General features: G+C 63.1%; 29 protein-coding genes. 6 read left to right on the forward strand and 23 right to left on the reverse strand.

Going from position 1 to position 21,697, the window contains the following annotated elements; genetic code table 11:
• Window positions 1–4: 4 nt before the first annotated feature.
• The 3 genes from BLR85_RS11270 to BLR85_RS11280 all read right to left on the reverse strand — a co-directional run bounded on the left by BLR85_RS11270 (window position 5) and on the right by BLR85_RS11280 (window position 1,847).
• Window positions 5–1,078 carry a 5-(carboxyamino)imidazole ribonucleotide synthase gene (locus tag BLR85_RS11270; RefSeq protein ID WP_093155581.1) on the reverse strand — a complete coding sequence of 358 codons (1,074 nt, stop codon included), beginning with the start codon at window positions 1,076–1,078 and terminating at the stop codon, window positions 5–7.
• On the reverse strand, window positions 1,071–1,559 hold the full coding sequence (purE, locus tag BLR85_RS11275; RefSeq protein WP_068311559.1) for a 5-(carboxyamino)imidazole ribonucleotide mutase: 489 nt from the start codon (window positions 1,557–1,559) through the stop codon (window positions 1,071–1,073). The genes BLR85_RS11270 and purE overlap by 8 nt, the downstream gene beginning before the upstream one ends.
• A gap of 69 nt (window positions 1,560–1,628) precedes the next feature.
• On the reverse strand, window positions 1,629–1,847 hold the full coding sequence (locus BLR85_RS11280; protein WP_068311557.1) for a YdcH family protein: 219 nt from the start codon (window positions 1,845–1,847) through the stop codon (window positions 1,629–1,631).
• 168 nt (window positions 1,848–2,015) lie between these two features.
• On the opposite strand from BLR85_RS11280, the gene BLR85_RS11285 reads away from it, so the two are divergent.
• Both BLR85_RS11285 and BLR85_RS11290 read left to right on the forward strand, forming a co-directional pair.
• Window positions 2,016–2,429: an Hsp20 family protein gene (locus BLR85_RS11285; RefSeq protein WP_068311555.1), complete on the forward strand. Its 414-nt coding sequence runs from the start codon at window positions 2,016–2,018 to the stop codon at window positions 2,427–2,429.
• 10 nt (window positions 2,430–2,439) lie between these two features.
• Entirely contained in the window at window positions 2,440–2,673 is a 234-nt protein-coding gene (locus tag BLR85_RS11290; RefSeq protein ID WP_093155584.1) for a DUF1150 family protein, read from the forward strand.
• A gap of 150 nt (window positions 2,674–2,823) precedes the next feature.
• On the opposite strand, the gene BLR85_RS11295 is transcribed toward BLR85_RS11290, so the two are convergent.
• From BLR85_RS11295 to trxB, 3 genes are all read right to left on the reverse strand, one after another.
• On the reverse strand, window positions 2,824–3,162 hold the full coding sequence (locus tag BLR85_RS11295) for a hypothetical protein (protein WP_093155588.1): 339 nt from the start codon (window positions 3,160–3,162) through the stop codon (window positions 2,824–2,826).
• A gap of 227 nt (window positions 3,163–3,389) precedes the next feature.
• A complete protein-coding gene (locus BLR85_RS11300) occupies window positions 3,390–5,414 on the reverse strand; it encodes a bifunctional sulfate adenylyltransferase/adenylylsulfate kinase (RefSeq protein ID WP_093155699.1) in 2,025 nt (674 codons plus the stop codon).
• A gap of 250 nt (window positions 5,415–5,664) precedes the next feature.
• Complete coding sequence (trxB, locus tag BLR85_RS11305; RefSeq protein ID WP_093155591.1) at window positions 5,665–6,606, reverse strand: thioredoxin-disulfide reductase; 942 nt, start codon at window positions 6,604–6,606, stop codon at window positions 5,665–5,667.
• Window positions 6,607–6,812: 206 nt separating this feature from the next.
• Here trxB and BLR85_RS11310 point away from each other — a divergent pair, with 206 nt between their 5' ends.
• The 3 genes from BLR85_RS11310 (at window position 6,813) to BLR85_RS11320 (ending at window position 8,798) form a co-directional block, all read left to right on the forward strand.
• Window positions 6,813–7,313 (forward strand): Lrp/AsnC family transcriptional regulator, encoded by a 501-nt coding sequence (locus tag BLR85_RS11310; RefSeq protein ID WP_093155594.1) that lies wholly within the window; start codon window positions 6,813–6,815, stop codon window positions 7,311–7,313.
• Between the two features lie 394 nt (window positions 7,314–7,707).
• Window positions 7,708–8,136 carry a type 1 periplasmic-binding domain-containing protein gene (locus BLR85_RS11315; RefSeq protein WP_093155597.1) on the forward strand — a complete coding sequence of 143 codons (429 nt, stop codon included), beginning with the start codon at window positions 7,708–7,710 and terminating at the stop codon, window positions 8,134–8,136.
• 104 nt (window positions 8,137–8,240) lie between these two features.
• Window positions 8,241–8,798: a hypothetical protein gene (locus BLR85_RS11320; RefSeq protein ID WP_139188367.1), complete on the forward strand. Its 558-nt coding sequence runs from the start codon at window positions 8,241–8,243 to the stop codon at window positions 8,796–8,798.
• Here BLR85_RS11320 and BLR85_RS11325 read toward each other — a convergent pair.
• Together BLR85_RS11325 and BLR85_RS29110 are read right to left on the reverse strand one after the other, a co-directional pair.
• Entirely contained in the window at window positions 8,795–9,604 is an 810-nt protein-coding gene (locus BLR85_RS11325; RefSeq protein WP_093155603.1) for a division plane positioning ATPase MipZ, read from the reverse strand. The two genes, BLR85_RS11320 and BLR85_RS11325, sit on opposite strands and share 4 nt — an antisense overlap.
• Window positions 9,605–9,747: 143 nt before the next feature.
• Window positions 9,748–9,897 (reverse strand): hypothetical protein, encoded by a 150-nt coding sequence (locus BLR85_RS29110; RefSeq protein ID WP_170844541.1) that lies wholly within the window; start codon window positions 9,895–9,897, stop codon window positions 9,748–9,750.
• Window positions 9,898–10,069: 172 nt separating this feature from the next.
• Here BLR85_RS29110 and BLR85_RS11330 point away from each other — a divergent pair, with 172 nt between their 5' ends.
• Window positions 10,070–10,933, forward strand: coding sequence for a GNAT family N-acetyltransferase (locus BLR85_RS11330; RefSeq protein WP_170844545.1), 864 nt, complete (start codon window positions 10,070–10,072; stop codon window positions 10,931–10,933).
• A gap of 35 nt (window positions 10,934–10,968) precedes the next feature.
• Here BLR85_RS11330 and BLR85_RS11335 read toward each other — a convergent pair whose 3' ends face one another.
• The 15 genes from BLR85_RS11335 to BLR85_RS11400 all read right to left on the reverse strand — a co-directional run bounded on the left by BLR85_RS11335 (window position 10,969) and on the right by BLR85_RS11400 (window position 21,426).
• Window positions 10,969–12,009, reverse strand: a complete 1,041-nt coding sequence (locus BLR85_RS11335; protein WP_093155609.1) for a M42 family metallopeptidase — start codon at window positions 12,007–12,009, stop codon at window positions 10,969–10,971.
• A 237-nt stretch (window positions 12,010–12,246) separates the two neighbouring features.
• Window positions 12,247–12,468, reverse strand: coding sequence for a 50S ribosomal protein L31 (rpmE, locus tag BLR85_RS11340; protein WP_093155701.1), 222 nt, complete (start codon window positions 12,466–12,468; stop codon window positions 12,247–12,249).
• An 11-nt stretch (window positions 12,469–12,479) separates the two neighbouring features.
• On the reverse strand, window positions 12,480–12,851 hold the full coding sequence (gene rplS, locus BLR85_RS11345; RefSeq protein WP_093155612.1) for a 50S ribosomal protein L19: 372 nt from the start codon (window positions 12,849–12,851) through the stop codon (window positions 12,480–12,482).
• A 268-nt stretch (window positions 12,852–13,119) separates the two neighbouring features.
• Window positions 13,120–13,443, reverse strand: a complete 324-nt coding sequence (locus BLR85_RS11350; protein WP_093155615.1) for an EthD family reductase — start codon at window positions 13,441–13,443, stop codon at window positions 13,120–13,122.
• Window positions 13,444–13,497: 54 nt separating this feature from the next.
• Window positions 13,498–14,307, reverse strand: a complete 810-nt coding sequence (gene trmD / locus BLR85_RS11355; protein ID WP_093155618.1) for a tRNA (guanosine(37)-N1)-methyltransferase TrmD — start codon at window positions 14,305–14,307, stop codon at window positions 13,498–13,500.
• A gap of 5 nt (window positions 14,308–14,312) precedes the next feature.
• Entirely contained in the window at window positions 14,313–15,233 is a 921-nt protein-coding gene (locus BLR85_RS11360; RefSeq protein WP_093155620.1) for a hypothetical protein, read from the reverse strand.
• Window positions 15,230–15,736 (reverse strand): ribosome maturation factor RimM, encoded by a 507-nt coding sequence (gene rimM / locus BLR85_RS11365; protein ID WP_093155623.1) that lies wholly within the window; start codon window positions 15,734–15,736, stop codon window positions 15,230–15,232. The genes BLR85_RS11360 and rimM overlap by 4 nt, the downstream gene beginning before the upstream one ends.
• Window positions 15,729–15,881: a hypothetical protein gene (locus BLR85_RS29115; RefSeq protein WP_156461478.1), complete on the reverse strand. Its 153-nt coding sequence runs from the start codon at window positions 15,879–15,881 to the stop codon at window positions 15,729–15,731. Before BLR85_RS29115 ends, rimM begins: the two co-directional genes overlap by 8 nt.
• A gap of 24 nt (window positions 15,882–15,905) precedes the next feature.
• Window positions 15,906–16,304 (reverse strand): 30S ribosomal protein S16, encoded by a 399-nt coding sequence (gene rpsP / locus BLR85_RS11370; RefSeq protein ID WP_093155625.1) that lies wholly within the window; start codon window positions 16,302–16,304, stop codon window positions 15,906–15,908.
• A gap of 48 nt (window positions 16,305–16,352) precedes the next feature.
• Entirely contained in the window at window positions 16,353–16,649 is a 297-nt protein-coding gene (locus BLR85_RS11375; protein ID WP_244520697.1) for a chorismate mutase, read from the reverse strand.
• Complete coding sequence (locus BLR85_RS11380) at window positions 16,642–17,247, reverse strand: GNAT family N-acetyltransferase (RefSeq protein ID WP_093155631.1); 606 nt, start codon at window positions 17,245–17,247, stop codon at window positions 16,642–16,644. Before BLR85_RS11380 ends, BLR85_RS11375 begins: the two co-directional genes overlap by 8 nt.
• Window positions 17,248–17,323: 76 nt before the next feature.
• On the reverse strand, window positions 17,324–18,421 hold the full coding sequence (locus BLR85_RS29120; RefSeq protein WP_170844546.1) for a GNAT family N-acetyltransferase: 1,098 nt from the start codon (window positions 18,419–18,421) through the stop codon (window positions 17,324–17,326).
• Entirely contained in the window at window positions 18,418–18,939 is a 522-nt protein-coding gene (locus tag BLR85_RS11390) for a GNAT family N-acetyltransferase (RefSeq protein ID WP_093155634.1), read from the reverse strand. The genes BLR85_RS29120 and BLR85_RS11390 overlap by 4 nt, the downstream gene beginning before the upstream one ends.
• 4 nt (window positions 18,940–18,943) lie before the next feature.
• Window positions 18,944–20,461, reverse strand: a complete 1,518-nt coding sequence (gene ffh / locus BLR85_RS11395) for a signal recognition particle protein (protein WP_093155637.1) — start codon at window positions 20,459–20,461, stop codon at window positions 18,944–18,946.
• A gap of 374 nt (window positions 20,462–20,835) precedes the next feature.
• Window positions 20,836–21,426, reverse strand: coding sequence for an FMN-dependent NADH-azoreductase (locus BLR85_RS11400; RefSeq protein ID WP_093155640.1), 591 nt, complete (start codon window positions 21,424–21,426; stop codon window positions 20,836–20,838).
• Between the last annotated feature and the right edge of the window lie 271 nt (window positions 21,427–21,697).

Genomic DNA, 21,697 nt, shown 5'->3' on the forward strand with positions numbered 1-21,697 from the left:
TGCGTCAGGCGCTGCGCGGACCGATCCGATTGGCATGGCCCATCTTGCGGCCCGGACGCGTCTCCGTCTTGCCATAAAGATGCAGCGCAACCGTGTGATCTGCCGCCAGCGCGGGTACCCGCTCCATGTCGTCGCCGATAAGGTTTTCCATCACCACGTCCGCATGGCGACTTCCATCGCCCAGCGGCCAGCCGGTGACGGCGCGGATATGCTGCTCGAACTGGTCCACGGCGCAACCGTTCTGCGTCCAGTGACCGGAGTTATGAACACGTGGGGCGATCTCGTTGACCACGAGGCCAGCGCTGGTGACGAACAGCTCGACGCCCAGCACGCCGAGGTAATCCAGCTCGTTCAGGATCCGGCCAGCCATCAGCACGGCGTCGGTGCGCAGGCGGGCAGGGATTGGTGCCGGCACGGTGGTACGCCGCAAGATGCCGCCCTCGTGCAGGTTCTGGCCGGGATCGAAACAGGACACTTCGCCCGAGAGCCCGCGCGCGGCGATGACCGAGATCTCCATCGAGAAATCAACAAAACCTTCAAGCACGGCCGGGGCGCCCTTCATCGCGTCAAACGCCTCTTCGGCCTGCTCGGGGGCGGTGATGCTCACCTGACCCTTGCCGTCATAGCCGAGCCGACGGGTTTTCAGGATCGCGGGGCAACCGATGGTTTTAAGTGCCTCGGTCAGGTCCTCAAGGCTTTCGACATTGGCATAGGGCGCGGTTTGCAGGCCCAGGCCGGAGAGAAAGTCCTTCTCGGTCAGCCGGTCCTGGCTGACGGAGAGCGCCTTGTGGTTGGGACGCAACGGCTTGATCGCTTCGATCCGGTCGAGCGCCTCGGCGGGGACGTTTTCGAACTCGAAGGTCACCACGTCCACGCTGCGGGCAAAAGCTTCCAGCGCTTCGGTATCCTCGTAGGCGGCATGGGTGCAGGCAGCGGCGACATCGGCGGCGGGGGCCGCGCCGGGCTCGAAAATATGGGTCTTGTAGCCAAGCCGCGCGGCGGCAACCGACAGCATGCGGCCGAGCTGACCGCCGCCGAGAATGCCGATGGTGGAGCCGGTGGGCAGGTGCTCAATCATCGACCGGTTCCTCCGGGATCGAGGCCGAGAGCGCCGCGCGCCAGGCGTCCAGCCGCTCGGCCAGTTCCGGATCCTCGTTGGACAGGATCGCTGCAGCCATCAGCCCGCCATTGGCCGCCCCCGCCGCGCCGATGGCCATGGTGGCAACCGGGAAGCCCTTGGGCATCTGCACGATGGAATAGAGCGAGTCGACGCCGGACAGCGCGCGGGTCTGCACCGGCACGCCGATCACCGGCACGCGCGTCTTGGACGCGACCATACCTGGCAGGTGGGCCGCCCCGCCGGCACCCGCGATAATCGCTTTCAGCCCGCGCTCCGCCGCGCTCTTGCCGTAGGCCCAGAGACGGTCGGGTGTTCGGTGGGCCGAGACGATGCGGGCCTCGTAGGGCACGTTCAATTCATCGAGAATTTTCGCGGCTTCCTTCATGGTCGGCCAGTCGGACTGGCTGCCCATGATGATTCCCACCTTCGGCTCCGGCATCATACTCTCCTGCTGAACGGAGCGCGCACCATATCAGCCGGCAGGGCCGTTGCAATCGCCTGTGTTGCCTCAGGCGATGATGTCGGGGGTTATCTGGTCTTCCAGCACCGCGATCCGGTCTTTCAGGGACAGTTTCTGCTTCTTGAGCCGACGAATGGTAAGGGGATCGGCGGTGCCGGTCCCTTCCAGTGCCGTGATCGCATCGTCAAGGTCGCGATGCTCCCGGATCAGAACCCGGAGCTTCACGTGTTTGACCTCAAGTGGATCCATTTCGGTGGGTGCGTTCATGCCGGCCTTGCGTCAACTTTGCGCGATAACAGAACGAACATAGTGCCTTGGGGGGCGTTCCGCCAAGCGCAACCTTGCGCCCCGAGGCACCTGATCCCATATTCTTCCTCGGGTGCCCGGTTTTGGGGCTCGAAAACCGCATGGTCGCTTCATGAAAGGACGTGCCCCATGACAAAGACCTCTTTGGGTTCCCATCCCTTCCTTTTGGGATTCGAACAGTTGGAACGGCTCGTCGAACGGACGGCCAAGGCCGGAAATGACGGCTATCCCCCCTATAATATCGAACAATCCGGGCAGCGGTCCTATCGGATCACGCTTGCCGTGGCCGGCTTTGCCGAAGAAGACCTGTCCATCACCGTCGAGGACCGTCAGCTCGTGGTCCGCGGGCGGCAGGCCGAGGAGGCCGGGGAACGCGTTTTTCTCTATCGCGGAATCGCCGCAAGGCAGTTCCAGCGCAGCTTCGTGCTGGCCGACGGCGTGGAAGTGGCCGGTGCGACGATGGAAAACGGCCTGCTCCACGTGGACCTCAAGCAGGTGCAGCCGGACACGGTCGTGCAGACGATCGAAATCAATCGAACGTAAGGAGGGGCAAATGGACTACAAGCTTCCTATCGGCAACGAGGAACGGGGCGGGCGGCCCATTGTCTATGTGCGCCCGGTCGAGGTCGCGGATCTTCCCCAGGAAGTTCGCGAACAGGTTGGTGACGAAGAGGTTCTTTACTCGGTGCATGATGCGAACGGACAGCGGCTCGCGCTGGTGAAGGGCCGCCGGCTCGCCTTCGAACTTGCACGCCAGAACGACATGGAGCCGGTCAACGTCCACTGAGAGCAATCGGGCGATCCGTTCAGCCTTGAGGTGTGTCCTGTAGCGGCCGTGACTGCGGGCGAGGGGATGTCGTGAACGCTAGGTGGGCCTCGGGCCCAGTGATCAGGAAGACGACCGTATCCTCGACCGGCTCCGGTAGTTCGCTCAAGTTCACCCGGCCGGTCCATCCAGTTTCGGAAGATCCGAGAGGTTGACGACGGGCACTCTGGCCGCGACCGGCAATTGATCCAGCTTCACAACGGAGGCGTTTCCGAGATCGGGATCGCGGACACGCATCCGCGCCTGGAGCACGACCGAGCGCCCGGTCCTGTCCAGATTTGTTTCATGCAAGGGCTGGACGAACGCGTAGAGCCGGTGGTTGATCCGTGCCCGTTGCTGCGGCCCGCCGAAGGCATAGACGGCGGTTGCGATCAGGATCGGCAGGGCCAGGTAGCGCAGCAGCACCCAGATGCCGGTCGTCCAGAAGCTCGAATGATCGCTTTTGGTCATGACTACACACAGTATTGAACTCGTACAGCTTCAACCTGCCGGCAGAAGCGGGCGCGAGTGGAGGCGGAAATCGGATATTTTGTAGAGAATCCCATTGAGCTGCGGCGGCGCCCGCGAATATCCATGCTCTGGCCGGTTCCCGCCGGCTTGCGCGGTGCCAAAAGCAAACGCCCGCCACAGGGTGTGACGGGCGTCGTGTCGTGTCTCGATCGGAGCCGCGCGCTGGATCAGCTGCCGGCGATGAGGCCCATGCTTTCGAGCTTCAGCAGCACCTGCTGGGCGCAGTAATCGACGTCGACCGTCTCGGTGTCGAGGCTCAGCTCGGGGTTCGCGGGCACATCATAGGGGTCCGAAATGCCAGTGAATTCCTTGATCTTGCCCTCACGCGCGAGCTTGTAGAGCCCTTTGCGGTCCCGCTTCTCGCATTCCTCGATGGAGGTCGCGACATGGACCTCCACGAAGGCACCGTACTGCTCGATATCCTCACGCACGGCGCGGCGCGTCGTGGCGTAGGGCGCGATCGGCGCACAGATGGCGATGCCGCCGTTCTTGGTGATCTCCGAGGCGACATAGCCGATGCGGCGGATGTTGAGGTCGCGGTGCTCCTTGGAGAAGCCCAGTTCGCTCGACAGGTTCTTCCGCACGATATCTCCGTCCAGAAGCGTCGTCGGGCGGCCGCCCATCTCCATCAGCTTGACCATCAGCGCGTTGGCAATCGTGGATTTGCCGGAGCCGGAGAAACCGGTGAAGAATACGGTGAAGCCCTGCTTGGAGCGCGGCGGCTTGGTGCGGCGCAGTTCCTTGACCACGTCCTTGAAGGAGAACCAGTCCGGGATCTCCAGTCCTTCAGCCAGGCGGCGACGCAGCTCGGTGCCGGAGATGTTGAGGATGGTGACCTTGTCCTTGTCGGCGATCTCGTCAATCGGCTCGTACTGGGCACGCTCCTGCACAAATACCATATGCTTGAACGGCACCATTTCGATGCCCATCTCGGCCTCGTGCTCGCGGAACAGGTCCTGCGCGTCATAGGGGCCGTAGAAATCTTCACCGGCAGAGTTCTTGCCCGGGCCGGCATGGTCGCGGCCAACGATGAAATGCGTCACGCCGTGGTTCTTTCGGATCAGCCCATGCCAGACGGCCTCCCGGGGGCCGGCCATGCGCATGGCAAGCGGCAGCAGGCTCATGGTCGTAGTGGCGGCAGGGTACTTGTCCAGAACGGCCTCGTAGCAGCGCACGCGGGTGAAGTGGTCCACGTCGCCCGGCTTGGTCATGCCGACGACCGGGTGGATCAGCAGGTTGGCCTGGCATTCCTTGGCGGCGCGGAAAGTCAGCTCCTGGTGGGCGCGGTGCAGCGGGTTGCGCGTCTGGAAGGCGACGATCTTGCGCCAGCCGAGCTTGCGGAAATAGGCGCGCAGCTCGTTGGGCGTGTCGCGGCGGGCGCGGAAATCGTAATGCACGGGCTGCTGGATGCCGGTGATCGGGCCACCGAGATAGACGGGGCCGGCGACGTTGTGCAGGTAGTTGACGGCGGGGTGCGCCTCGTCATCGGAACCGAAGACCTTCTCGGCCTCGCGCGCCTTGTTCGGCAAAAACTTGTCGTCAACCGACAGGATGGCGAGGATCACGCCTTCCTGGTCGCGCAGCGCGATATCCTGACCCGGCTCGATCTTGTCGGCGAAGCCCTGGGAAACGTCGAGCGTGATCGGCATCGGCCAGAGCGAGCCATCGGCAAGGCGCATGTTCTCAACGACACCATTATAGTCTTCCTCGGAGAGAAAGCCCTTGAGCGGGCTGAAGCCGCCATTCATCAGCAGTTCGAGATCGCAGATCTGACGCGGGGTCAGATCCCAGGAGACGAGATCCGCCGCCTCGACCTTGAGCTTCTGGGAGCTCTCGTAGGAGACGTAGAGCTCGGATATGGGAGCCAGGTTGTTCTGCATTGGGTTTGTCCTGTGTTGGAAGGGGTTGAGACCGCTGGACGTACCGGTCAGTTCCGCGTGCAGAGCGTCGTACTCTGCGAATTTGCGGGAGAGGAATTTGTCGCGCAGGCGTAATTGCTCGGCTGCCCCGCGAGAGGTGATGGAATAGGAAAAACGATGTCGTTTGTCGGGGCCGGCGCGTTCGCCGATCGTGACCAACCCGGCCTCCACTGTCGCACGCAGAAGCGCATTCAGGCGACCGAGGGAAATTCCAAGTGCCGTGGCGGTGCTTCGCTGCGAAGCCTCCGGCGCCAGGTCGAGCTGGCGCAGCATCCGAAAGAGCAGATCCTCTTCCTCCGGCGTAATGGGTTTTTCCTCAGAGAAATGCACTTGCGACTCAGTATATGTTCACGCGTGAACACATTGCATGTTTCGCTATGTCAGAAAAGGAAAATCTTCGGGATTTTGTGAAAGTGGTTAATCGCGCTCTGTCAGGTTCGACACAGAAAAAACGACCGGCAACGCAAGGCGGCCGGTCGAAACTGTCAAATGAGCGCTCTCGTGCGAACATCGTTCGGCGGGATCACTCCTGTTCGGCGAGGAACCGTTCGGCCTCCAGCGCCGCCATGCAACCCATCCCGGCCGAGGTCACGGCCTGGCGATACTGGTGGTCTGTCAGATCGCCCGCGGCAAAGACCCCCGGAATCGATGTCGCCGTCGAGTCCGATTTCGTCACCACGTAACCACCCATATGCGTCTCCAACTGGTCCTTGACCAATTCCGAGGCTGGGGCGTGGCCAATGGCAACAAAGACCCCGGCTGCCGGAATGACACGTTCCTCGCCGGTCTTGACGCTCTTGACCCGCAAACCTTCGACGCTGAGCGGGTTCTCGGAGCCGACGATGTCCTCGGGGGTGGTGTCCCAAGCCAGTTCGACTTTCACGTTCTTGAACAGGCGATCCTGCAGGATTTTCTCTGCACGCAGGGAATCGCGGCGATGCACCAGAGTCACCTTGGAGGCGAAATTGGTCAGGAACAGAGCCTCTTCAACGGCTGTATTGCCGCCGCCGATCACGATAACCTCCTTGCCGCGATAGAAGAAACCGTCGCAGGTGGCGCAGGCAGAGACGCCGAAACCCTGGAATTTCTGCTCGCCGGGCATGCCGATCCATTTCGCCTGCGCACCGGTCGCGAGTATCACCGCATCGGCGCTATAGGTCGTGCCGCTGTCGCCGATCGCCGTGAAGGGGCGCTTCGACAGGTCGATGGAATTGATGTGATCGCCAATGATCTCAGTGCCGACGGCGCGGGCATGTTCCTCCATTTGAACCATGAGGTCGGGACCCTGCACCTCGACCCGCCCGGGCCAGTTCTCCACTTCGGTGGTGATGGTCAACTGCCCGCCCGGTTGAATCCCCTGAACAAGAATGGGATCCAGCATGGCACGGCTGGCATAGACCGCCGCGGTGTAGCCGGCCGGGCCGGAGCCGATGATAAGAACCTTCGTATGACGAGTGCTGGACATTCGAGTCTCCAATGAGCAAAAAGCGGTGCCGAGACGGCGTCCCGCTGGATATAAGCAGGCTTTGCCGATACCGGAAGCCCTGCCTTCCCCGCGACCTTCGTCGAGCTATGCGCCCTGAACAAACCGGACAAATGTTGCGCGATTGCGAAACATTGTTGCGCTTTTGGGGTGGTCTAGCTACAGTTCGCGAAATTCAGGAGGGCTGCATGCCGGGTTCCAAACTTGATCCGATCGACCGCCACATCCTCGCCGAGCTGCAGGCTGACGGTCGAATGACCAATGTCGAGCTGGCCCGGCGAGTGGGAATTTCGGCGCCGCCATGCCTGCGGCGCGTCCGCACGCTCGAGGAATCCGGCTTCATCCGCGGCTACCATGCCGATGTCGATCCGCGCGAGCTGGGTTTCGAGGTCCAGGTCTTTGCCATGGTCGGTCTCAGCAGCCAGGCCGAAGCGGACCTTTCGGCTTTCGAACAGAAATGTCGTGAATGGCCGCTCGTGCGCGAATGCCACATGCTCAATGGCGAGATCGACTTCATCCTTAAATGCGTCTCGCCGGACCTGTCGACATTCCAGAGTTTCCTGACCGAGCAATTGACCGCGGCCGCCAATGTGGCGAGCGTCAAGACATCGCTTGTTATTCGCGGTGCCAAGAACGAACCGGCCGTTCCTTTCGAGGTCCTTGAAGAGCGACTTAGCCAGACCCCCTGATCTGCGACAGTGAATGATACCTGAAATGCGCGGGCCTTGCGTTCTTGAGCTGCGCCGTTATCCGAGCCGTATGTCGCGCGTTGGTCGGGGGCTTTGCCCCGAGCGCTCTGACGAGCGCTCCCCCCCGGGATACTGGACGTCAGAAGAAATCCTGGTCCGCACGCCTTCATCTTTCCAAGGAATTCCTCCGCCGGAGGTACGATCCGCAGGGTCGATTGTACAGGCTCTGAAACGTGATCGACGTCCAGGGTCCAAAACCGGGTCTCTCAATTTTCTTTCCGGATTCAGGGGCTGTAGGAAAAGCTCGGAACGACCTAAGTTTCTTAAGATACGTGGAGAATTCTGTTTCTTTGAAGCCTCGTCGACTTGTTTTCCCAGCGAATGAAATGCGCCGATGATCGCTCCGCCGCTGGCGCAGAGCTACAGCCGGCACATGATCGCCGGCGCGCGGCTGGAAGTGCTTGAAGGCGGCAACAGCCATGACGTTCGGGCCAAATTTGGCGCCGCGCCGGACCGGCGGTTCCAGTCCTCGAAACCGATTGATGGCATTATCACGCCTTTAACCACATCGGCCATCGTGTCGGTGGTCTCGCTGGAGCGGGCAGGGCGGCGGCTTGGCGAGGATATTGACCTCGTCTCCAAGGAACCCTCGCCATTTGTGAAGACGTTCCGCGCTCCGATCATGGCTATCCGGGAAGAGCCGATGATTGCGGGGCGCTTCCTCGCAGAAGCGGTGATGCGCGCGATCGAGTGTCCTGAGATGCCGCCTTTGCGCGCGATGGAGATGGCCCGCGAACCGGAGTCGCAGGATCCCCATTCCTGAACGGGTCTGCCGTCTTAATCTATTTGTCCGTCGTGCCGGTATGCTGCCACAAACGGGCCGCGTTTTCCCGCTACCGTAGAACAGGATAGCTTGGGAGACGCCCTGTGACTACTGACGCACCGCACGCAACTATCGGCCGCAGAATGGCCGTTCCGATGATCGGCCTTGGGGCTGCCTGTTGCAGTTCGGTCGAGTTTGTGAAGCTCAACTGGCCGGACCTGGCAGCGTTTCCGGGCGCGGCGGGGTCTATCTGCGCGATGTTGGGCGTGCTGTTGCTCTTTCGCAGTCAGCTTCGCGCGGCAAAGGCGGCGCGGGCAAACCGCGACGGCTGCATTCGCATTTCGCCCTATGTGCCTGAAATGGCGGATGGTTCCAACGGAGCCGAGACGCTCAAGATCATTCTGACACCCTCGCCGCAGGTCGTCGTTTCAACGGCTTTTTCGATCGATGCACCGCATGCCCCCGAGACGCAGGAACAGGGGCCGGCTGAAGAAACCAAACCCGAACGCCCGTTCGCCCATGCGAAACGGCTCGTCTCCCGCCCGCTGGCCACGGCACAGGAAATTGGCGCCGAGTGGTCGCAGGACGTGCAGCTGTCGGGCCGCGCTCAGGAGCGCCTTGAAGCGGATCCCTTCGTTCGACGGCTGGCCCGGTTGGGTTAGAATTTCACCGTTACACCCGGCAGGTTCAGCGTCTTGATAAGATCGCGCACCTCCTGGCGGGCGGCGATATTGGAGAGGTTCAACCGGTCCGTGCCGGTGTCCCGCAGATCCAGCAAAGTCAGGCCACGCGGGAACAGTTCCCGGAAAATCACCCTTTCGCTGAAGCCCGGCGCCACGCGGAACCCGATCCTTTTCGACAGCTTCCCGAGCGCTTCGCCGACCTTGCGCTTGTTGTGCATCTGCTGTGAGCCAAGGCGGTTCCGGGTGACGATCCAGTCGATCGGGGGCAGGCCCGCCTGCGCGCGGGTCTGGCGCGCCGACCAAACCATTTCCGAGTAGACCGAGGGCCCGAGAATGGAGCCGTCTTCCGGTCGAGTTCGTGCGAGCAGGTCGAAATCGACGAAGGAGTCATTGAGTGGCGTGATCAGCGTGTCTGCCATGGCATGGGCCATCTGGCTGAGGCGCGTGTGGGAGCCGGGACAGTCGATCAGGATGAAATCGGACTCCGGTTCCAGCGATTGCACGGCGAGCGCAAGCCGGTGGTCGTTGATATTTGTCCCCTGCGGTACGTCTTCGGGCGCGATATCGGGCAGGTTCACATAGGCCGGAATCGCCAGCGCGAGGCCTTTCTTTGCGCAGAAGGCGTGCCGATTCTCAATATAGCGTCCCAGGCTCTGCTGGCGCAGGTCGAGGTCCATCGTGCCGACGCGATGCCCCATCCGTGCAAGTGCGGTGGACACATGCATGGAGGTCGTGGATTTGCCCGACCCGCCCTTTTCATTTCCCACGACGATGATGTGCGCCACGTTGCCTCCTGCGGTCTCCGTTCCGCCTTGCGGACCTGCAATGCCACGTGTGAACCGACATTTCCGTGACAGGCTGGTCAGAAGCCGGAGCCTGTGGCTCTACTGCCGGATCGGGGGAAGGAAAAGAGCAAAAACCGCGTCGTTCAGAATGCCCAGCGGACGAGGTAATCCAGCAGCGAAAGCAGCAGGTAGGCGGGAAGCGACAACACGCAGGCGAGCCACAGGGCGCTGCGAAAAGTCGGGCGGGGCGGCGGCGCTTCGATGCCGCGAACGGGAGCAGGCTTCTGTCTCATACAGGCATTAACCATACGTTAGGTTTGCATATGGTTGATGCTGGTCATGGAGCCTCGATGGATTGAAATATCCCGCCCGTGTCTGCCCGAGGGCGTGCCCGTTCCGATGCAGCAGCATCCGACATACGGCGCGGCATGCGCAACGCTTGGGTCCAGCTTGCGGTATTTCGAAATGCGCAACCATGCCGGCCGGTTGCTTGGAGCCGCGCAGGTTCTCGAACGCCCGGTTCCCCTGCTTGGGCGTGCGGCGTTGCTCTCGCGCGGGCCGGTCTGGGCCGAGTTGGTACCGCCTTCTGTCCGACGCGATGGTTTGTTGTCCCTGCTGAAGCGACTCAAGCAGGATCATCGTATCGTCGCGGCCACGCCGGAGCCCTGTGAAGGAGCAGATCCGCTGGCAGGGAGCGGTTGGCTGAAGGCCGTTACCCCCTGCCACCTGGCGCGGTTGGATCTGAGTGCCGACGTGGCGGCGATGCGTGCCCGGCAGCACGGAAAGTGGCGCAATCGGCTGGTGAGGGCCGAGGGGGCGGGCCTGGAGGTTTGTCAGACGCCGATGTCGGAGAATCCGGGCCATTGGTTATTGATGAAGGAGGCCGATCAGGCCTGCGCCCGCCGCTATCGCCGACTTCCACCGGCTTTCACCGCGGCCTGGGTGCAGCAGGGCGGAAAGAAATCCGCTCGGCTTTTCACCGCGCAAAAGGATGGTGAGCCCGTTGCGGCCATGCTGTTCCTTCTGCATGGCACCAGCGCGACCTATCATGTCGGCTGGTCCGGGCCCGAAGGACGGCGGGTCGGGGCGCATAACCTGTTGTTGTGGGGCGCACAAAACTGGTTGGCAGCGCGCGGCATGCGCCAGTTGGACCTCGACCTCATCGACACCCGCAACACGCCCGGCATTGCCCGGTTCAAGCTCGGGAGCGGGGCGGATGTCGTCGCCCTGGGTGCGACACGGCTATCTGCACCGGGGACCCGCTTCTTTGCGCCGCGTTCCCGGAAGGTCGAAAGCCGCGCTTCCATTGGTCAGGAAGCGCGCCCTTGACTTAGGTGAGTTCCGTGCCTGTCTGCGTTCTCGTCTCAACCAGCCTGGCGGAGATAGGCAACCAGAATGTCCCGGGCGGCCTGTAGGTCGCGCCGGTCGACCATCTCGGTAACCGTGTGGATATAGCGCGTGCCGACCACGATGCCGACCGCGCGGGCACCTGCCGCCGCTTGCTGGGCCGCCGCGCCATCCTGCCCGCCGGCCCGCAGCATCGTGCGCTGGAAGGGTATGTTCTGCGCGCGGGCCAGCGCGTCGAACTCCGCCACGAGCGCCTTGTCGGCAATGAAGGACGTGTCGCGGACATGCAGGCCGAAGCCCTTGCCCTGCTCGGTCGTGCGGTCCTGTTCGGGCACGCCCGGCGTGTCGCAGGCCAGCGTCGTGTCGATGCCAAGCCCGATATCGGGTTGAACGCGGAAAGCGGCCGTGCGGGCCCCGCGCAGGCCTACCTCTTCCTGGCTGGTGAAGGCGACGTGGATCTCGGCTTCGTTGGCTGTCTCGGCCAGCCCCCGGATCGCTTCGATCCCCAGCCAGCAGGCAACGCGGTTGTCCAGCGCCTTGGAGACGAATTTCTTTCCCATCTCAAGGAAAGGCTCGTCCATGACGACCATATCGCCGACCTTGACCTTCTCTATGGCGGCCTCGCCAAGCCCGGTATCGACGATGAACTCGTGGACTTCCGGCACCTTCTTGCGATCTTCCTGCTTGGTGATGTGCACGCCCGGCCCGGCCGGGTTCATCACACCCTTAAGATCACCGCTATCGGTGCAGACCAGCACGCGGCGGGCAAAGAGCGTGCGCGGGTCGAACCCACCGACGGGCTGGAGATAGAGAAAACCCTCCTTGGAGATGTGGCTGACGAGAAAGCCGATCTCGTCCATGTGGCAGAGAAGCATGATCCGGGTCGGCGTCTCCGTGCCGCCGCGCGAATCTCGCCGGCAGAGCAGCGAGCCCATCGGGTCGGTTTCGACGTGATCGAAAAGCCCTTCGGTTTCCTTGAGGATTAGGTTGCGGACGCGCTCTTCATGGCCCGGAACGCCGGGAGTTTCGCAAAGGCGCTTGAGTAGATCTGTGTTCATGTCATCTCCAGGGGACGGCGTCGTCTTTCAGAACTGGAATAGGTGGCCGCACGGCGTTCTGCAACACGGGCCGAAAGCGGAGGTCCAAGGCGGAGGCTTGCCGCCGGCCAGAGGCCGAGCGGCGGTGGCGCCGCTGGCGCGGCGTGCGCCTGCGGCACGCTCAAGGCTGAAAACGCCGGAACGAAAAACGCCGCCCCCAAGGGAGCGGCGTCCTGCACTGTCCATGGTCTGTGGCTCTTAGAAGCCCAGGCCTTCGTATTTCTTCTTGAACTTGGAAACGCGGCCGCCGGTATCCATCAGCTTGGCCGAGCCGCCCGTCCAGGCGGGGTGAACGGAGGGGTCGATATCCAGCGCCAGCTGGTCGCCTTCCTTGCCCCAGGTCGATTTCATCTGAACCACGGTACCATCGGTCATCTTGACGTCGATGAGGTGGTATTCGGGATGAATGTCTTTTTTCATCATCCGTCTCCTTACGACTTGGGCTTGTATGTGTTGTCTTCCGCGATACGGGCCGACTTGCCGCGGCGCGAACGCAGGTAGTAGAGCTTGGCGCGGCGCACACGGCCACGGCGCACGACGGTGATGCTCTCGATATTCGTCGAATAAAGCGGGAAGACACGCTCCACGCCTTCGCCGAAGGAAATCTTGCGAACAGTGAAAGAACCGGCGACGCCGGCGCCATTCTTGCGCGAGATGCAGACGCCTTCGTAGTTCTGCACCCGGCTCCGCGAGCCTTCGGTCACCTTGTAGCCGACGCGAATGGTATCGCCGGCCTTGAAGTCGGGAATCTCCTTCCCGAGGGAGGCGATCTGTTCCGCCTCCAGTTGTGCGATCAGATCCATCTGAAACGCTCCTCTACTGCTTGCGGTTGATCCGCAAAGTGATTTCCGCGCCCGGAGCTCCTGGTCTTCATCGGGTCCGCTGTTGCGCCCGCCGGAGGTCAGGTCATCATTCCTTGGTCGGTGTTGCCGTTCAGCCGGTGGGATGGGGCCGAAGAAGACCCGCCCGTTCGATCCGGCCGCAACGACACAACCATCCGAGTCGGTTTCCCGATCAGATGGCGCTGTTTAGGCAAGGGCGTGCCTTATTGCAAGCCCGTTGCGCTGTTCGTCATTCCATGAGTTGCCGCAGCACGGTTTCGCCGATCAGCATTTGCGGAGTCGTATTGGTGAATTTCTGAATGTCGTCCAGCACCGGCCCCGCCTTGGCCATGGCTGCGTCGAGGTCAGAGGGCTCGTTGAACGTCATGGTGGCGATTGCGTAGAACGGCGGCGGCACGTCCTGACCGCCGGCCAGTCCCCTGCTCACGGAGACAGCAGTCATATGTTCGCCGAAGTACTTCTTCACAAGTGGCATATGGGTGCCGAGGTAATAGTCGAAATCGAAATTGGTTTCGTCCGTGATCGGATAGATCACCTGAAGCGTCAATGGCATGATTGCCTCCCTTTTATTCGGGCAGCATAACACGAAAATCGTTTGCCCGTCGCCTCAATCCTTCCGGTGCCGGGCCAACCAGGCCTCCCAGAGATCGGGCCGTCGTTCCTGCGTCAACGCCTTGGCCTGTTCGCGCCGCCATTCCTCGATCCGCGCGTGATGGCCGGAGAGCAAAACCTCCGGCACCGTGCGCCCTTGCCAGTCATTCGGACGGGTGAATTGCGGGTGCTCCAGCAAGCCGTCCGAAAAGCTCTCCTCCTCGGTCGAGGCTTGGTTGCCCAGAACGCCGGGAAGCAGCCGCACGGTGGCGTCGATCATCGCCTGTGCGGCAATCTCACCGCCGGTCAGCACGAAATCTCCCAGCGAGACTTCCTCGACTTCGTAGGCATCCAGAACCCGCTGGTCCACACCCTCGAACCGGCCACAGAGCATGGTTATCCCTTCGGTCGCGGCCCAGCGGCGGGCGGTGGCCTGATCGAAGCGGCGCCCGCGCGGGCTCAGGTAGACCACCGGCCAGCGGGCCCGGTCGCGGGGCGTGTCGCGGGCAGCCTCATTCAGCGCCTTGGCCACGACATCGGGGCGCAGCACCATGCCGGCGCCGCCTCCCGTGGGCGTGTCGTCCACGTTGCGGTGCCGGCCCTCGCCAAAGGGACGAAGGTCGATCGTTTTCAGCGCCCAGAGGCCGTCCTGCAGCGCCTTGCCGGTCAGGCTCTCGCCGAGCACACCGGGAAAGGCGCCGGGAAAAAGCGTGATGATCTTGGCGCACCACGCACCCTGCAGGCGCGGGTTGGGGTCCATCAGGTCGCGCGGGACGAGGCTGGCGCGGATCGACAGGCGTCCGTGGGATTTGGGCCCGTCAGTCATGGCTCTCACTCATATCCATTCATCATCCGTTCGAGATCTTCGCGCCGCTGCGCCAGCGAGACCAATGCCTCCGACAGATCGGGTTCCGCCGTGGCTATCTGGTCCGAGATCTCCAGCATCCGCGAAATTTTGGGCAGGTCCCCGAGCAAATGCGGGGTTTCATTCAGCAGCGCCTCGGCCCGCGCGAGGAAATGCGCCAGCGTCACCACATCGGCCGCTTCGACAATCAGGTCGAAGAGCTGCGCCATGAAGTGCTGGGCATAAGCGGCTTCGGCGAAATCCGTGTCGAAGGCCAGCACAAGCGCCGCGTGCCGGTCCCGCCGGGCACCGGTCCGCCGTGCGCGTTGAAGCAGATCTGGGAACAGTAGCGAGGGGCTCACGGTTTCCGGCACCGGCAGCACGATCCGGGCCAGATCGTTTTGCGCGGCACCCTCGGCGGGCAGGGCATCGAGCCGTCCGAACATTTCCGCGATCTCCTCGACCGCCTCGGGCAGCGGAATTTGGTCGCGTTCGTCCAGAAGCACCTCCGCGTCGTCGGCAAATTCGTTCAGCTTCTTGAGCGCCTGTTCGACAATTGCCTCGGCCTCGGCTTCCGCGCGGGGACGCCAGAGGATGCGGCCAAGTGCGATACCGCCCAGTCCCAAAACGATCCATCCCATGAGCGGCGCGGTTGCCTCGATGCCGAGCAAGGCGCGAAGAAGGTGGCCAACCCCGAGACAGGCCGAAGCAAGCGCGAAATGCACCATCAGCGTCGGCAGGACCATCGCCGGGCCATCGCGAAACGGCTCGAACTTCATCACGGCGACCCAGAGGAAGAACAGAGCGGTAAAGGCCAGCACCGCGATATAGGGCGCGCCGGTCATCCCGGCGCCGATGGGGGCGGCATAGAAGAGCGCGCCGGCGATCCCCAGCCCCCAGTATTTCATTCGAAGAGGCCCTCGGGCGGATCGGCAACGATCCGGCCCGACGCGATATCGACCGTCGGAACGGCCTCGCGCGTGAAGGGCAGCAGAACGGTCGTCTTCAGCCCGGGGCCGTGGATCTCCAGCATGTCGCCGGCGCCGAATTCCTGCACCGCGCGCACCGTTCCCAGAAGGTTGCCGCCGGTGTCACGGACCTCAAGTCCGATCAGGTCCGCATGGTAGAATTCGTCTTCCGGCAGTTCCGGCATCCGGTGCCGGTCGGCCATCAGGCGGACACCCTTGAGCGCGTCCGCCTGTTCCTTCGTCGCGATCCCGTTCAGGCGCACGGCAAGGCCGTTCTTCACGGGACGGGAGATCTCCACCGTGAAGGCGCGCGCGCCGTCTTCGGTGAAAAGCTCCCCGTAGGAAGCGATATCCTCGGGAATGGCGCAGAAGCTCTTGAGCCGCACCTCTCCCTTGACGCCGAATGCGCCCGCGATGGCGCCGACACAAACACGATCAGCCATCTCGCATCACTCCCTCGCACAGGCCGCGCGCACCGATCCGGCCACCGGCATCGAGGCAGCGGTCGTCCATGACGATCCGATGCGCCTCGATCCCGCACCAGAGGCCAACGCCGAAAAGCGTGCCCCAGATGGCCAGCCGGATCATGCTCGCAGAGCCTTGACGTGCCGATTACTCGGCAGTGGTTTCCTCGGCAGGAGCCGCGGTTTCGGCGGCAGCGGCCTCGGCAGCTTCGGCGGCCTTGGCGGCTTTCTCTTCAGCGCGCTCGACGGCTTTCTTGCCAGGCTTCGCCTTGTTGGGGTTGTTGCGCTCGGACTTCTCGCGAATGCCGGCGGCTTCGAGGAAGCGCACGATGCGGTCGGTCGGCTGCGCGCCCTGGTCGAGCCAGTACTGAACGCGCTCGATGTCCATCTTCACGCGATCCTCGGAATCCTTCGGCAGGAGCGGGTTGTAGGTGCCCAGCTTCTCGATGAAGCGGCCATCGCGAGCCATGCGCGAGTCGGCGGCGACGATGGAGTAGTAGGGGCGCTTCTTGGAGCCGCCACGGGCGAGACGGATTTTCATGGCCATTGTTGTTTTCTCCTTTGAATGGCTTTGATTTGGTCGGTTAACCGACTGTCATTCCTGGTGTTTCTTGTGATGACGGATGACTTCCTGAATGATGAAGTTCAGGAAAGCCTTGGCGAAATCGGGGTCCAGGTCGGCCTCTTTCGCCAGATCTTCGAGCCGTTCGATCTGCGCGGCCTCGCGCGAGGGATCGGACGGGGGAAGGTCGTGTTCGGCCTTGAGCTTGCCCACGGCCTGGGTGTGGGCAAAGCGCTCGGCCAGCGTGTAGACGAGGATCGCATCGAGCCGGTCGATGCTGTTGCGGTGCTCTTTGAGCAACTCCGCAGCCTTTGCAACGGCATCAGTCAATGGCATATCCTTTCGGCTTGAAAAGCGGGTCGTAATAGGAGCGGATTTCCATCTCGATCCCATCGCGCAACTGGCCATTCTTGAGGCGTTGCGGCGAGGGGTGGCGATAGACCACGTCATTACCGTCGATCGAGGTCGCTTCCTTGTCCTTCACGGCGCCGAGCCGCTCGGCCAGCCGGATAGAGTCGAGATCCTTCGGGTCGAGATAGGAAACGGCGGTTTCCCAGCCGGCCTTCTCGTAAAAATACTTCCGCGCCAGGTGCGTCGCCTCCAGGGCGTAGCCATTCCCAGTCGCTTCCGGCCAGATGAACCAGGCGATCTCGCGCTCTGGCCATTTCGGCGGGAACCAGCCGCCGGCCATGCCGAGCGTCTCGTCTGTCTCGCGCAGGTGGATCATCCACATGCCGAAACCCCGAATCTCCCAATGGCCGATTTCGGCGGCATAGAGCATCCAGATCTCGTAGGTGTTGAGCGGGCCGCCCATGAAGCGCGAGCGATAGGAGGAAAAGGTCGAACGAAAGTTCGGGTAGTCCCCGGGCTCGGGGCCACGCAGGACGAGGCGTTCGGATTCAAGTACAGGAATGTCGCGATGACCCATCAGGCGCCTCCCCCGGCATGACGGTAAACGTGGACTTTGCTCGGGTACCTTTCGAGCGGCGAGATAGAGAAAGAGGTCATGCATAGGCCTCCGGGCTGCCATCGGAATCCGGGGCGGGGTGGCGGAAGGCGACGGAGTTGTCTCCCATGGCCGGCGGCTGCGCCTGCGGGTCGCGCACCGCGCCAAGGCGAATGGAGACGGCAATGGAGCGGGCATTCTCCGGCGCGCTGTAGCTGACGAGTGTTTCCAGCCCGGCGCTTTCATAGGCGAAGTTGCGCAGGGCAAACCCGGCCTCGGTTGCAAATCCCTTGCCTTCATTTCCGTCGAAAAGGAACCAGCCAAGCACGGGCTCGGGGAAGCGGTACCCGGAGGTGATCGCCACCTGCCCGATCAGCCGCCGCTTGTGCTCGATCATCAGGCCGCCATAGCCGAAAAGCGACCAATGGGCGATGTCATTGGTGAACCACTGCCATGCGGTCTCGATGGAATGCGGGCCGTGGATGTGCCGGGCACGGTCCGACGCGAGAAAGGCCGCATAGGGTTCGAAATCTTCAATCCGGTAAGGACGAAGGGTCAGCCGCCGTGTTTTCAGCGTCGGCGCGGCCGGCTTGCGGGGTTTGGCGATCTTGCGGCGTGCGGGCGAAGGTACGAAGGTGCCCGAAAGCTCCTCGGGGGAGGGGTGGCGCCAGGCGTCATGCCCGTCCAGGGACGCGGGCGCGTGGACGGTCGGGTCGATCCGGGCGCCGAGCTTGCGGGCCATGCGCACGGCATGAGTGTTCTCGGCATGGATATAGGTCACCGCCGAAGTCCAGCCGAGCGCGGAATAGGCATGCGCGCGGGCTGCGGCCACGGATTCCAGCCCGTAACCGTTGCCTACCGCGTCGCGGGTCCAGAGCTGGCCTGTCAGTTCCGGCTCGGGATAGGAATCCGGCCAATGCGGGCCGACAAGCCCGATCGCGCCGGGCTGTTCCTTCAGTTCCACGACGAAACGGCCATAGCCGTTCTTTTCCCAATGCCCAAGAATGCGCTGGTACCGCCGCCGCGCGCCATCGGCCTGCATGACAGGGCCGTGCGTAGCGCGCCAGTTGGACGCGTAATAGGCGATATAGGCCGCCGCGTCCTCCGGCGTGGGGCGGCGCAGGATGAGCCGGTCCGTCTCGAGGCGTTCGATCATGCCGCCCGCCTCCAGTTGCCCCGGCGAACGGGGTGGCGGAAGGTTAGCGCCTCGGCCGGGCCGTCTGCGAACGGATCTGCGATCGCGCCAGTGGTCCGGACCAGCGCGGCCGCGCGGCGATCCTCCGGCATGATATGACTGACGATCTCGGTCCAGCCGATGACCCGCTCGGCAAAGTGATGCGCCCGGCGCAGCGCCTCGGGCGCAAGGCTGTCGGCATCGGCGGTGTCGAGGAACAAAAAGCCCAGCTCCGGCTGCTGCCAGCCGGTGGCCTTCCACGGCCCCACAAGCCCGATGGGCTCGTCGCATCCCTTGGGCACCGCCGCGAAGAGGCCAAGCCCACACAGGTCCCAGTGGCAGACGATGGCCACGACCTGCTCCAGCGCGCGGCTGCCCGCCAGCGGCGCGGTTGCCACGTGTTTCTGCCCGGCCTTCAGGCGCGCAAAGACCGTGCCGATATCCGAACGGGTCGGACGGCGAAGGAACAGGCGCTTTGTTTCGAGGACGGGCGTACGCATGGGATTACTTCTTCTTTCCGAAGCCGGTGAGACCGGCCGGCAGGCTGCCGCCGCCAAGCCCCGGCAGTCCGCCGCCGAAGCCACCGGTGTTCATCCCGCCAAGCGCCTTGGCGGCCTTGTCCATGTCGGCCTGGGAGACATTGCCGAGCTGCTTGGCGAGGTCCTCCTCGCTGGCGCCCTTGCCGAACATCGAGCCCATGGCCTGTTTCAGCAGGCCCTTCTTGCCCATCTTCTTCATCATGTCGGCCATCTGGCGGTGCTGTTTCAGCAACTTGTTCAGCTCGCTGACCTCCAGCCCCGCGCCCTTGGAAATCCGCTTCTTGCGGCTGGCCTGCAGGATCTGCGGCGCGGCGCGCTCCTTCTTGGTCATCGACTGGATGAGCGCGATCTGCCGGCGCAGGATCGAGTCGTCGAAACCCGCCTCGGCCACCTGGTTCTTCATCTTGGCCATGCCGGGCATCATGCCCATGACGCCCTCGACGCCGCCCATCTTGAGCATCTGCTCAAGCTGGCTGCGCAGGTCGTTCATGTTGAACTGACCCTTCTGGAAGCGCCGCATCATGCGCTCGGCCTGCTCGATCTCGAGCGTCTCCTGCGCCTTCTCAACGAGCGAGACGATGTCGCCCATGCCGAGGATCCGGCCCGCGATCCGCTCGGGGTGGAACTCCTCCAGCGCGTCCATCTTCTCGCCGAGACCGACGAACTTGATCGGCTGGCCGGTCACGAAGCGCATGGAGAGCGCCGCACCACCGCGTCCGTCACCATCCATCCGGGTGAGAACCACGCCGGAGATGCCGATCCGTTCGTCGAAATTCTTCGCCGTGTGCACGGCGTCCTGGCCGGTCAGGCCGTCGACCACCAGCAGCGTCTCGCGCGGCGAAGTCACGTCACGCACCGACTCGACCTCGGCCATCAGCGCATCGTCGATCGACAGCCGGCCGGCGGTATCGAGCATGTAGACGTCATAGCCGCCGAACGTCGCCTGCTGCTTGGCGCGCTTGGCGATCTCGACGGGGCTCTGCCCCTTGACGATGGGCAGCGTGTCCACGCCCACCTGCCGGCCGAGGATCTCCAGTTGTTCCATGGCGGCCGGGCGGTTCACGTCGAGCGAGGCCATCAACACCCGCTTGCCGTTCTTCTCGGTCAGGCGCTTGGCGAGCTTGGCGGTGGTGGTGGTTTTGCCCGAGCCCTGCAGGCCGACCATCAGGATCGGCGCGGGCGGGTTGTCGACCTTCAGGTCGCCGGGCGTCTCGTTGTTGCCGGCCAGGAAATGGACCAGCTCGTCATGAACGATCTTGACGACCTGCTGGCCTGGCGTGACCGATTTCGTCACCGACTGTCCGGTCGCCTTTTTCTGCACCGCCTTGATGAATTCGCGCGCAACCGGTAGCGAGACGTCCGCCTCGAGCAGGGCCACGCGCACTTCGCGCAGCGCTGTCTTGACGTCATCCTCCGACAGGGCACCCTGCTTGGTCAGCCGATCGAAGACACCTGAGAGGCGCTCTGAAAGATTCTCGAACATGCCTCGGCCCTCCTATGGCCATTCCAGTCAACATGCCGCCCCCATATGGGAAACCGGCGCCCAAACGACAATCGCACCAGTGGGCGCAACGCGCTGACTGGTGGCGATCCTCCATAAAAGGAGGACCGGAAGCTCGCACTTCCGGGTGTTGCGCCAGTCCTTACGGCAGACAGGCGTCCGGAGTCAAGGCGATGAAACGAAGAACGCCTCGCCGGAAACCCGGACGAGGCGCCTTCACCTTTCGCGGCCATCGGCTCTTCAGCCTGAACCGCAGATCCCATCTGGAGACCGAATGGTTTCATCTTTCCTAAAATACCTCCGCCGGAAGCACCGCGCGGTTGCGCGCGGTTTCTGGCCAGGTATTTCCGTCAGGCTCAGGCGGCCAGGGTGGCGACCTGCTCCTTCGCGGACTTAAGCGTACCTTCGACATCGAAGGCCAGCCTGTCGGCGCGCACCAACTCGACATCGGTCATGCCCATGAAGCCCAGCACATGGCGCAAATAGGGTGTTGCAAAGTCGATAGCGGAGTTCGCTTCGGTGCCGCCGGAGGCCATCGCGATAATCACCCGCTTGCCGGTGAGCAGGCCCTCGGGGCCAGCCTCGGAGTATTTGAACGTTTCTCCGGCGCGGACGACCAGGTCGATCCAGGCCTTGAGCGAGGCCGGCAGGCCGAAATTGTAGACCGGCAGACCGATAACGATCACGTCCGCTTGCCGAAGTTCGTCAATCAGCGTGTTGGAGAGCGCCAGCATCTCGCGCTGCGTCTCCGACACCTCGGCTTCGGTCGCACCCTTGGTGACGGTCACGAAACCCTCGTCGATCTGTGGAAGCGGCGCAGTGGCGAGGTCACGGGCGATGATCTTCGCACCGTCGAATTTTTCAGTGATCTGTGTCGTCAGATCGCGGCTGATGGAGGCTGTCAGGCGGGCGGAGCTATCGATCTTGAGGATGGTCGGGGCGGTCATTTCGAGTTCCTTGCATTAGTTGAACGGCTTGCCCCTGAAGATGCTGATGTTCGACTGTGTCGTCAATTTTGGCAATTTGAATAGGATCTGTGAAAATATGCACATTGAAAATAGAAGTTTCCGTCAGTGCGCCGGAAACCCCGTGCCTTGGCAGTTTCCGGGCGGCCCCGATCAGGCGGAGCCACTGTCCAGAATATATATATTTGACATGGGACAGGGCGGGGGGTACGCGGCATCCATCCCGCACGAGCGTTCCCGAACGCCCCTTTGA

Source organism: Aliiruegeria lutimaris (assembly GCF_900099935.1).
Classification (GTDB): domain Bacteria; phylum Pseudomonadota; class Alphaproteobacteria; order Rhodobacterales; family Rhodobacteraceae; genus Tropicimonas; species Tropicimonas lutimaris.

Bases quoted from the DNA above. Each gene is read 5' to 3' on its own strand.
- BLR85_RS11270 (WP_093155581.1), bottom strand. From the start codon at position 1,078: ATGATTGAGCACCTGCCCACCGGCTCCACCATCGGCATTCTCGGCGGC.
- purE (WP_068311559.1), bottom strand. From the start codon at position 1,559: ATGCCGGAGCCGAAGGTGGGAATCATCATGGGCAGCCAGTCCGACTGG.
- BLR85_RS11280 (WP_068311557.1), bottom strand. From the start codon at position 1,847: ATGAACGCACCCACCGAAATGGATCCACTTGAGGTCAAACACGTGAAG.
- BLR85_RS11285 (WP_068311555.1), top strand. From the start codon at position 2,016: ATGACAAAGACCTCTTTGGGTTCCCATCCCTTCCTTTTGGGATTCGAA.
- BLR85_RS11290 (WP_093155584.1), top strand. From the start codon at position 2,440: ATGGACTACAAGCTTCCTATCGGCAACGAGGAACGGGGCGGGCGGCCC.
- BLR85_RS11295 (WP_093155588.1), bottom strand. From the start codon at position 3,162: ATGACCAAAAGCGATCATTCGAGCTTCTGGACGACCGGCATCTGGGTG.
- BLR85_RS11300 (WP_093155699.1), bottom strand. From the start codon at position 5,414: ATGCTGCGCCAGCTCGACCTGGCGCCGGAGGCTTCGCAGCGAAGCACC.
- trxB (WP_093155591.1), bottom strand. From the start codon at position 6,606: ATGTCCAGCACTCGTCATACGAAGGTTCTTATCATCGGCTCCGGCCCG.
- BLR85_RS11310 (WP_093155594.1), top strand. From the start codon at position 6,813: ATGCCGGGTTCCAAACTTGATCCGATCGACCGCCACATCCTCGCCGAG.
- BLR85_RS11315 (WP_093155597.1), top strand. From the start codon at position 7,708: ATGATCGCTCCGCCGCTGGCGCAGAGCTACAGCCGGCACATGATCGCC.
- BLR85_RS29110 (WP_170844541.1), bottom strand. From the start codon at position 9,897: ATGAGACAGAAGCCTGCTCCCGTTCGCGGCATCGAAGCGCCGCCGCCC.
- BLR85_RS11330 (WP_170844545.1), top strand. From the start codon at position 10,070: ATGCGCAACCATGCCGGCCGGTTGCTTGGAGCCGCGCAGGTTCTCGAA.
- BLR85_RS11335 (WP_093155609.1), bottom strand. From the start codon at position 12,009: ATGAACACAGATCTACTCAAGCGCCTTTGCGAAACTCCCGGCGTTCCG.
- rpmE (WP_093155701.1), bottom strand. From the start codon at position 12,468: ATGAAAAAAGACATTCATCCCGAATACCACCTCATCGACGTCAAGATG.
- rplS (WP_093155612.1), bottom strand. From the start codon at position 12,851: ATGGATCTGATCGCACAACTGGAGGCGGAACAGATCGCCTCCCTCGGG.
- BLR85_RS11350 (WP_093155615.1), bottom strand. From the start codon at position 13,443: ATGCCATTGACGCTTCAGGTGATCTATCCGATCACGGACGAAACCAAT.
- trmD (WP_093155618.1), bottom strand. From the start codon at position 14,307: ATGACTGACGGGCCCAAATCCCACGGACGCCTGTCGATCCGCGCCAGC.
- BLR85_RS11360 (WP_093155620.1), bottom strand. From the start codon at position 15,233: ATGAAATACTGGGGGCTGGGGATCGCCGGCGCGCTCTTCTATGCCGCC.
- rimM (WP_093155623.1), bottom strand. From the start codon at position 15,736: ATGGCTGATCGTGTTTGTGTCGGCGCCATCGCGGGCGCATTCGGCGTC.
- BLR85_RS29115 (WP_156461478.1), bottom strand. From the start codon at position 15,881: ATGATCCGGCTGGCCATCTGGGGCACGCTTTTCGGCGTTGGCCTCTGG.
- rpsP (WP_093155625.1), bottom strand. From the start codon at position 16,304: ATGGCCATGAAAATCCGTCTCGCCCGTGGCGGCTCCAAGAAGCGCCCC.
- BLR85_RS11380 (WP_093155631.1), bottom strand. From the start codon at position 17,247: ATGGGTCATCGCGACATTCCTGTACTTGAATCCGAACGCCTCGTCCTG.
- BLR85_RS29120 (WP_170844546.1), bottom strand. From the start codon at position 18,421: ATGATCGAACGCCTCGAGACGGACCGGCTCATCCTGCGCCGCCCCACG.
- BLR85_RS11390 (WP_093155634.1), bottom strand. From the start codon at position 18,939: ATGCGTACGCCCGTCCTCGAAACAAAGCGCCTGTTCCTTCGCCGTCCG.
- ffh (WP_093155637.1), bottom strand. From the start codon at position 20,461: ATGTTCGAGAATCTTTCAGAGCGCCTCTCAGGTGTCTTCGATCGGCTG.
- BLR85_RS11400 (WP_093155640.1), bottom strand. From the start codon at position 21,426: ATGACCGCCCCGACCATCCTCAAGATCGATAGCTCCGCCCGCCTGACA.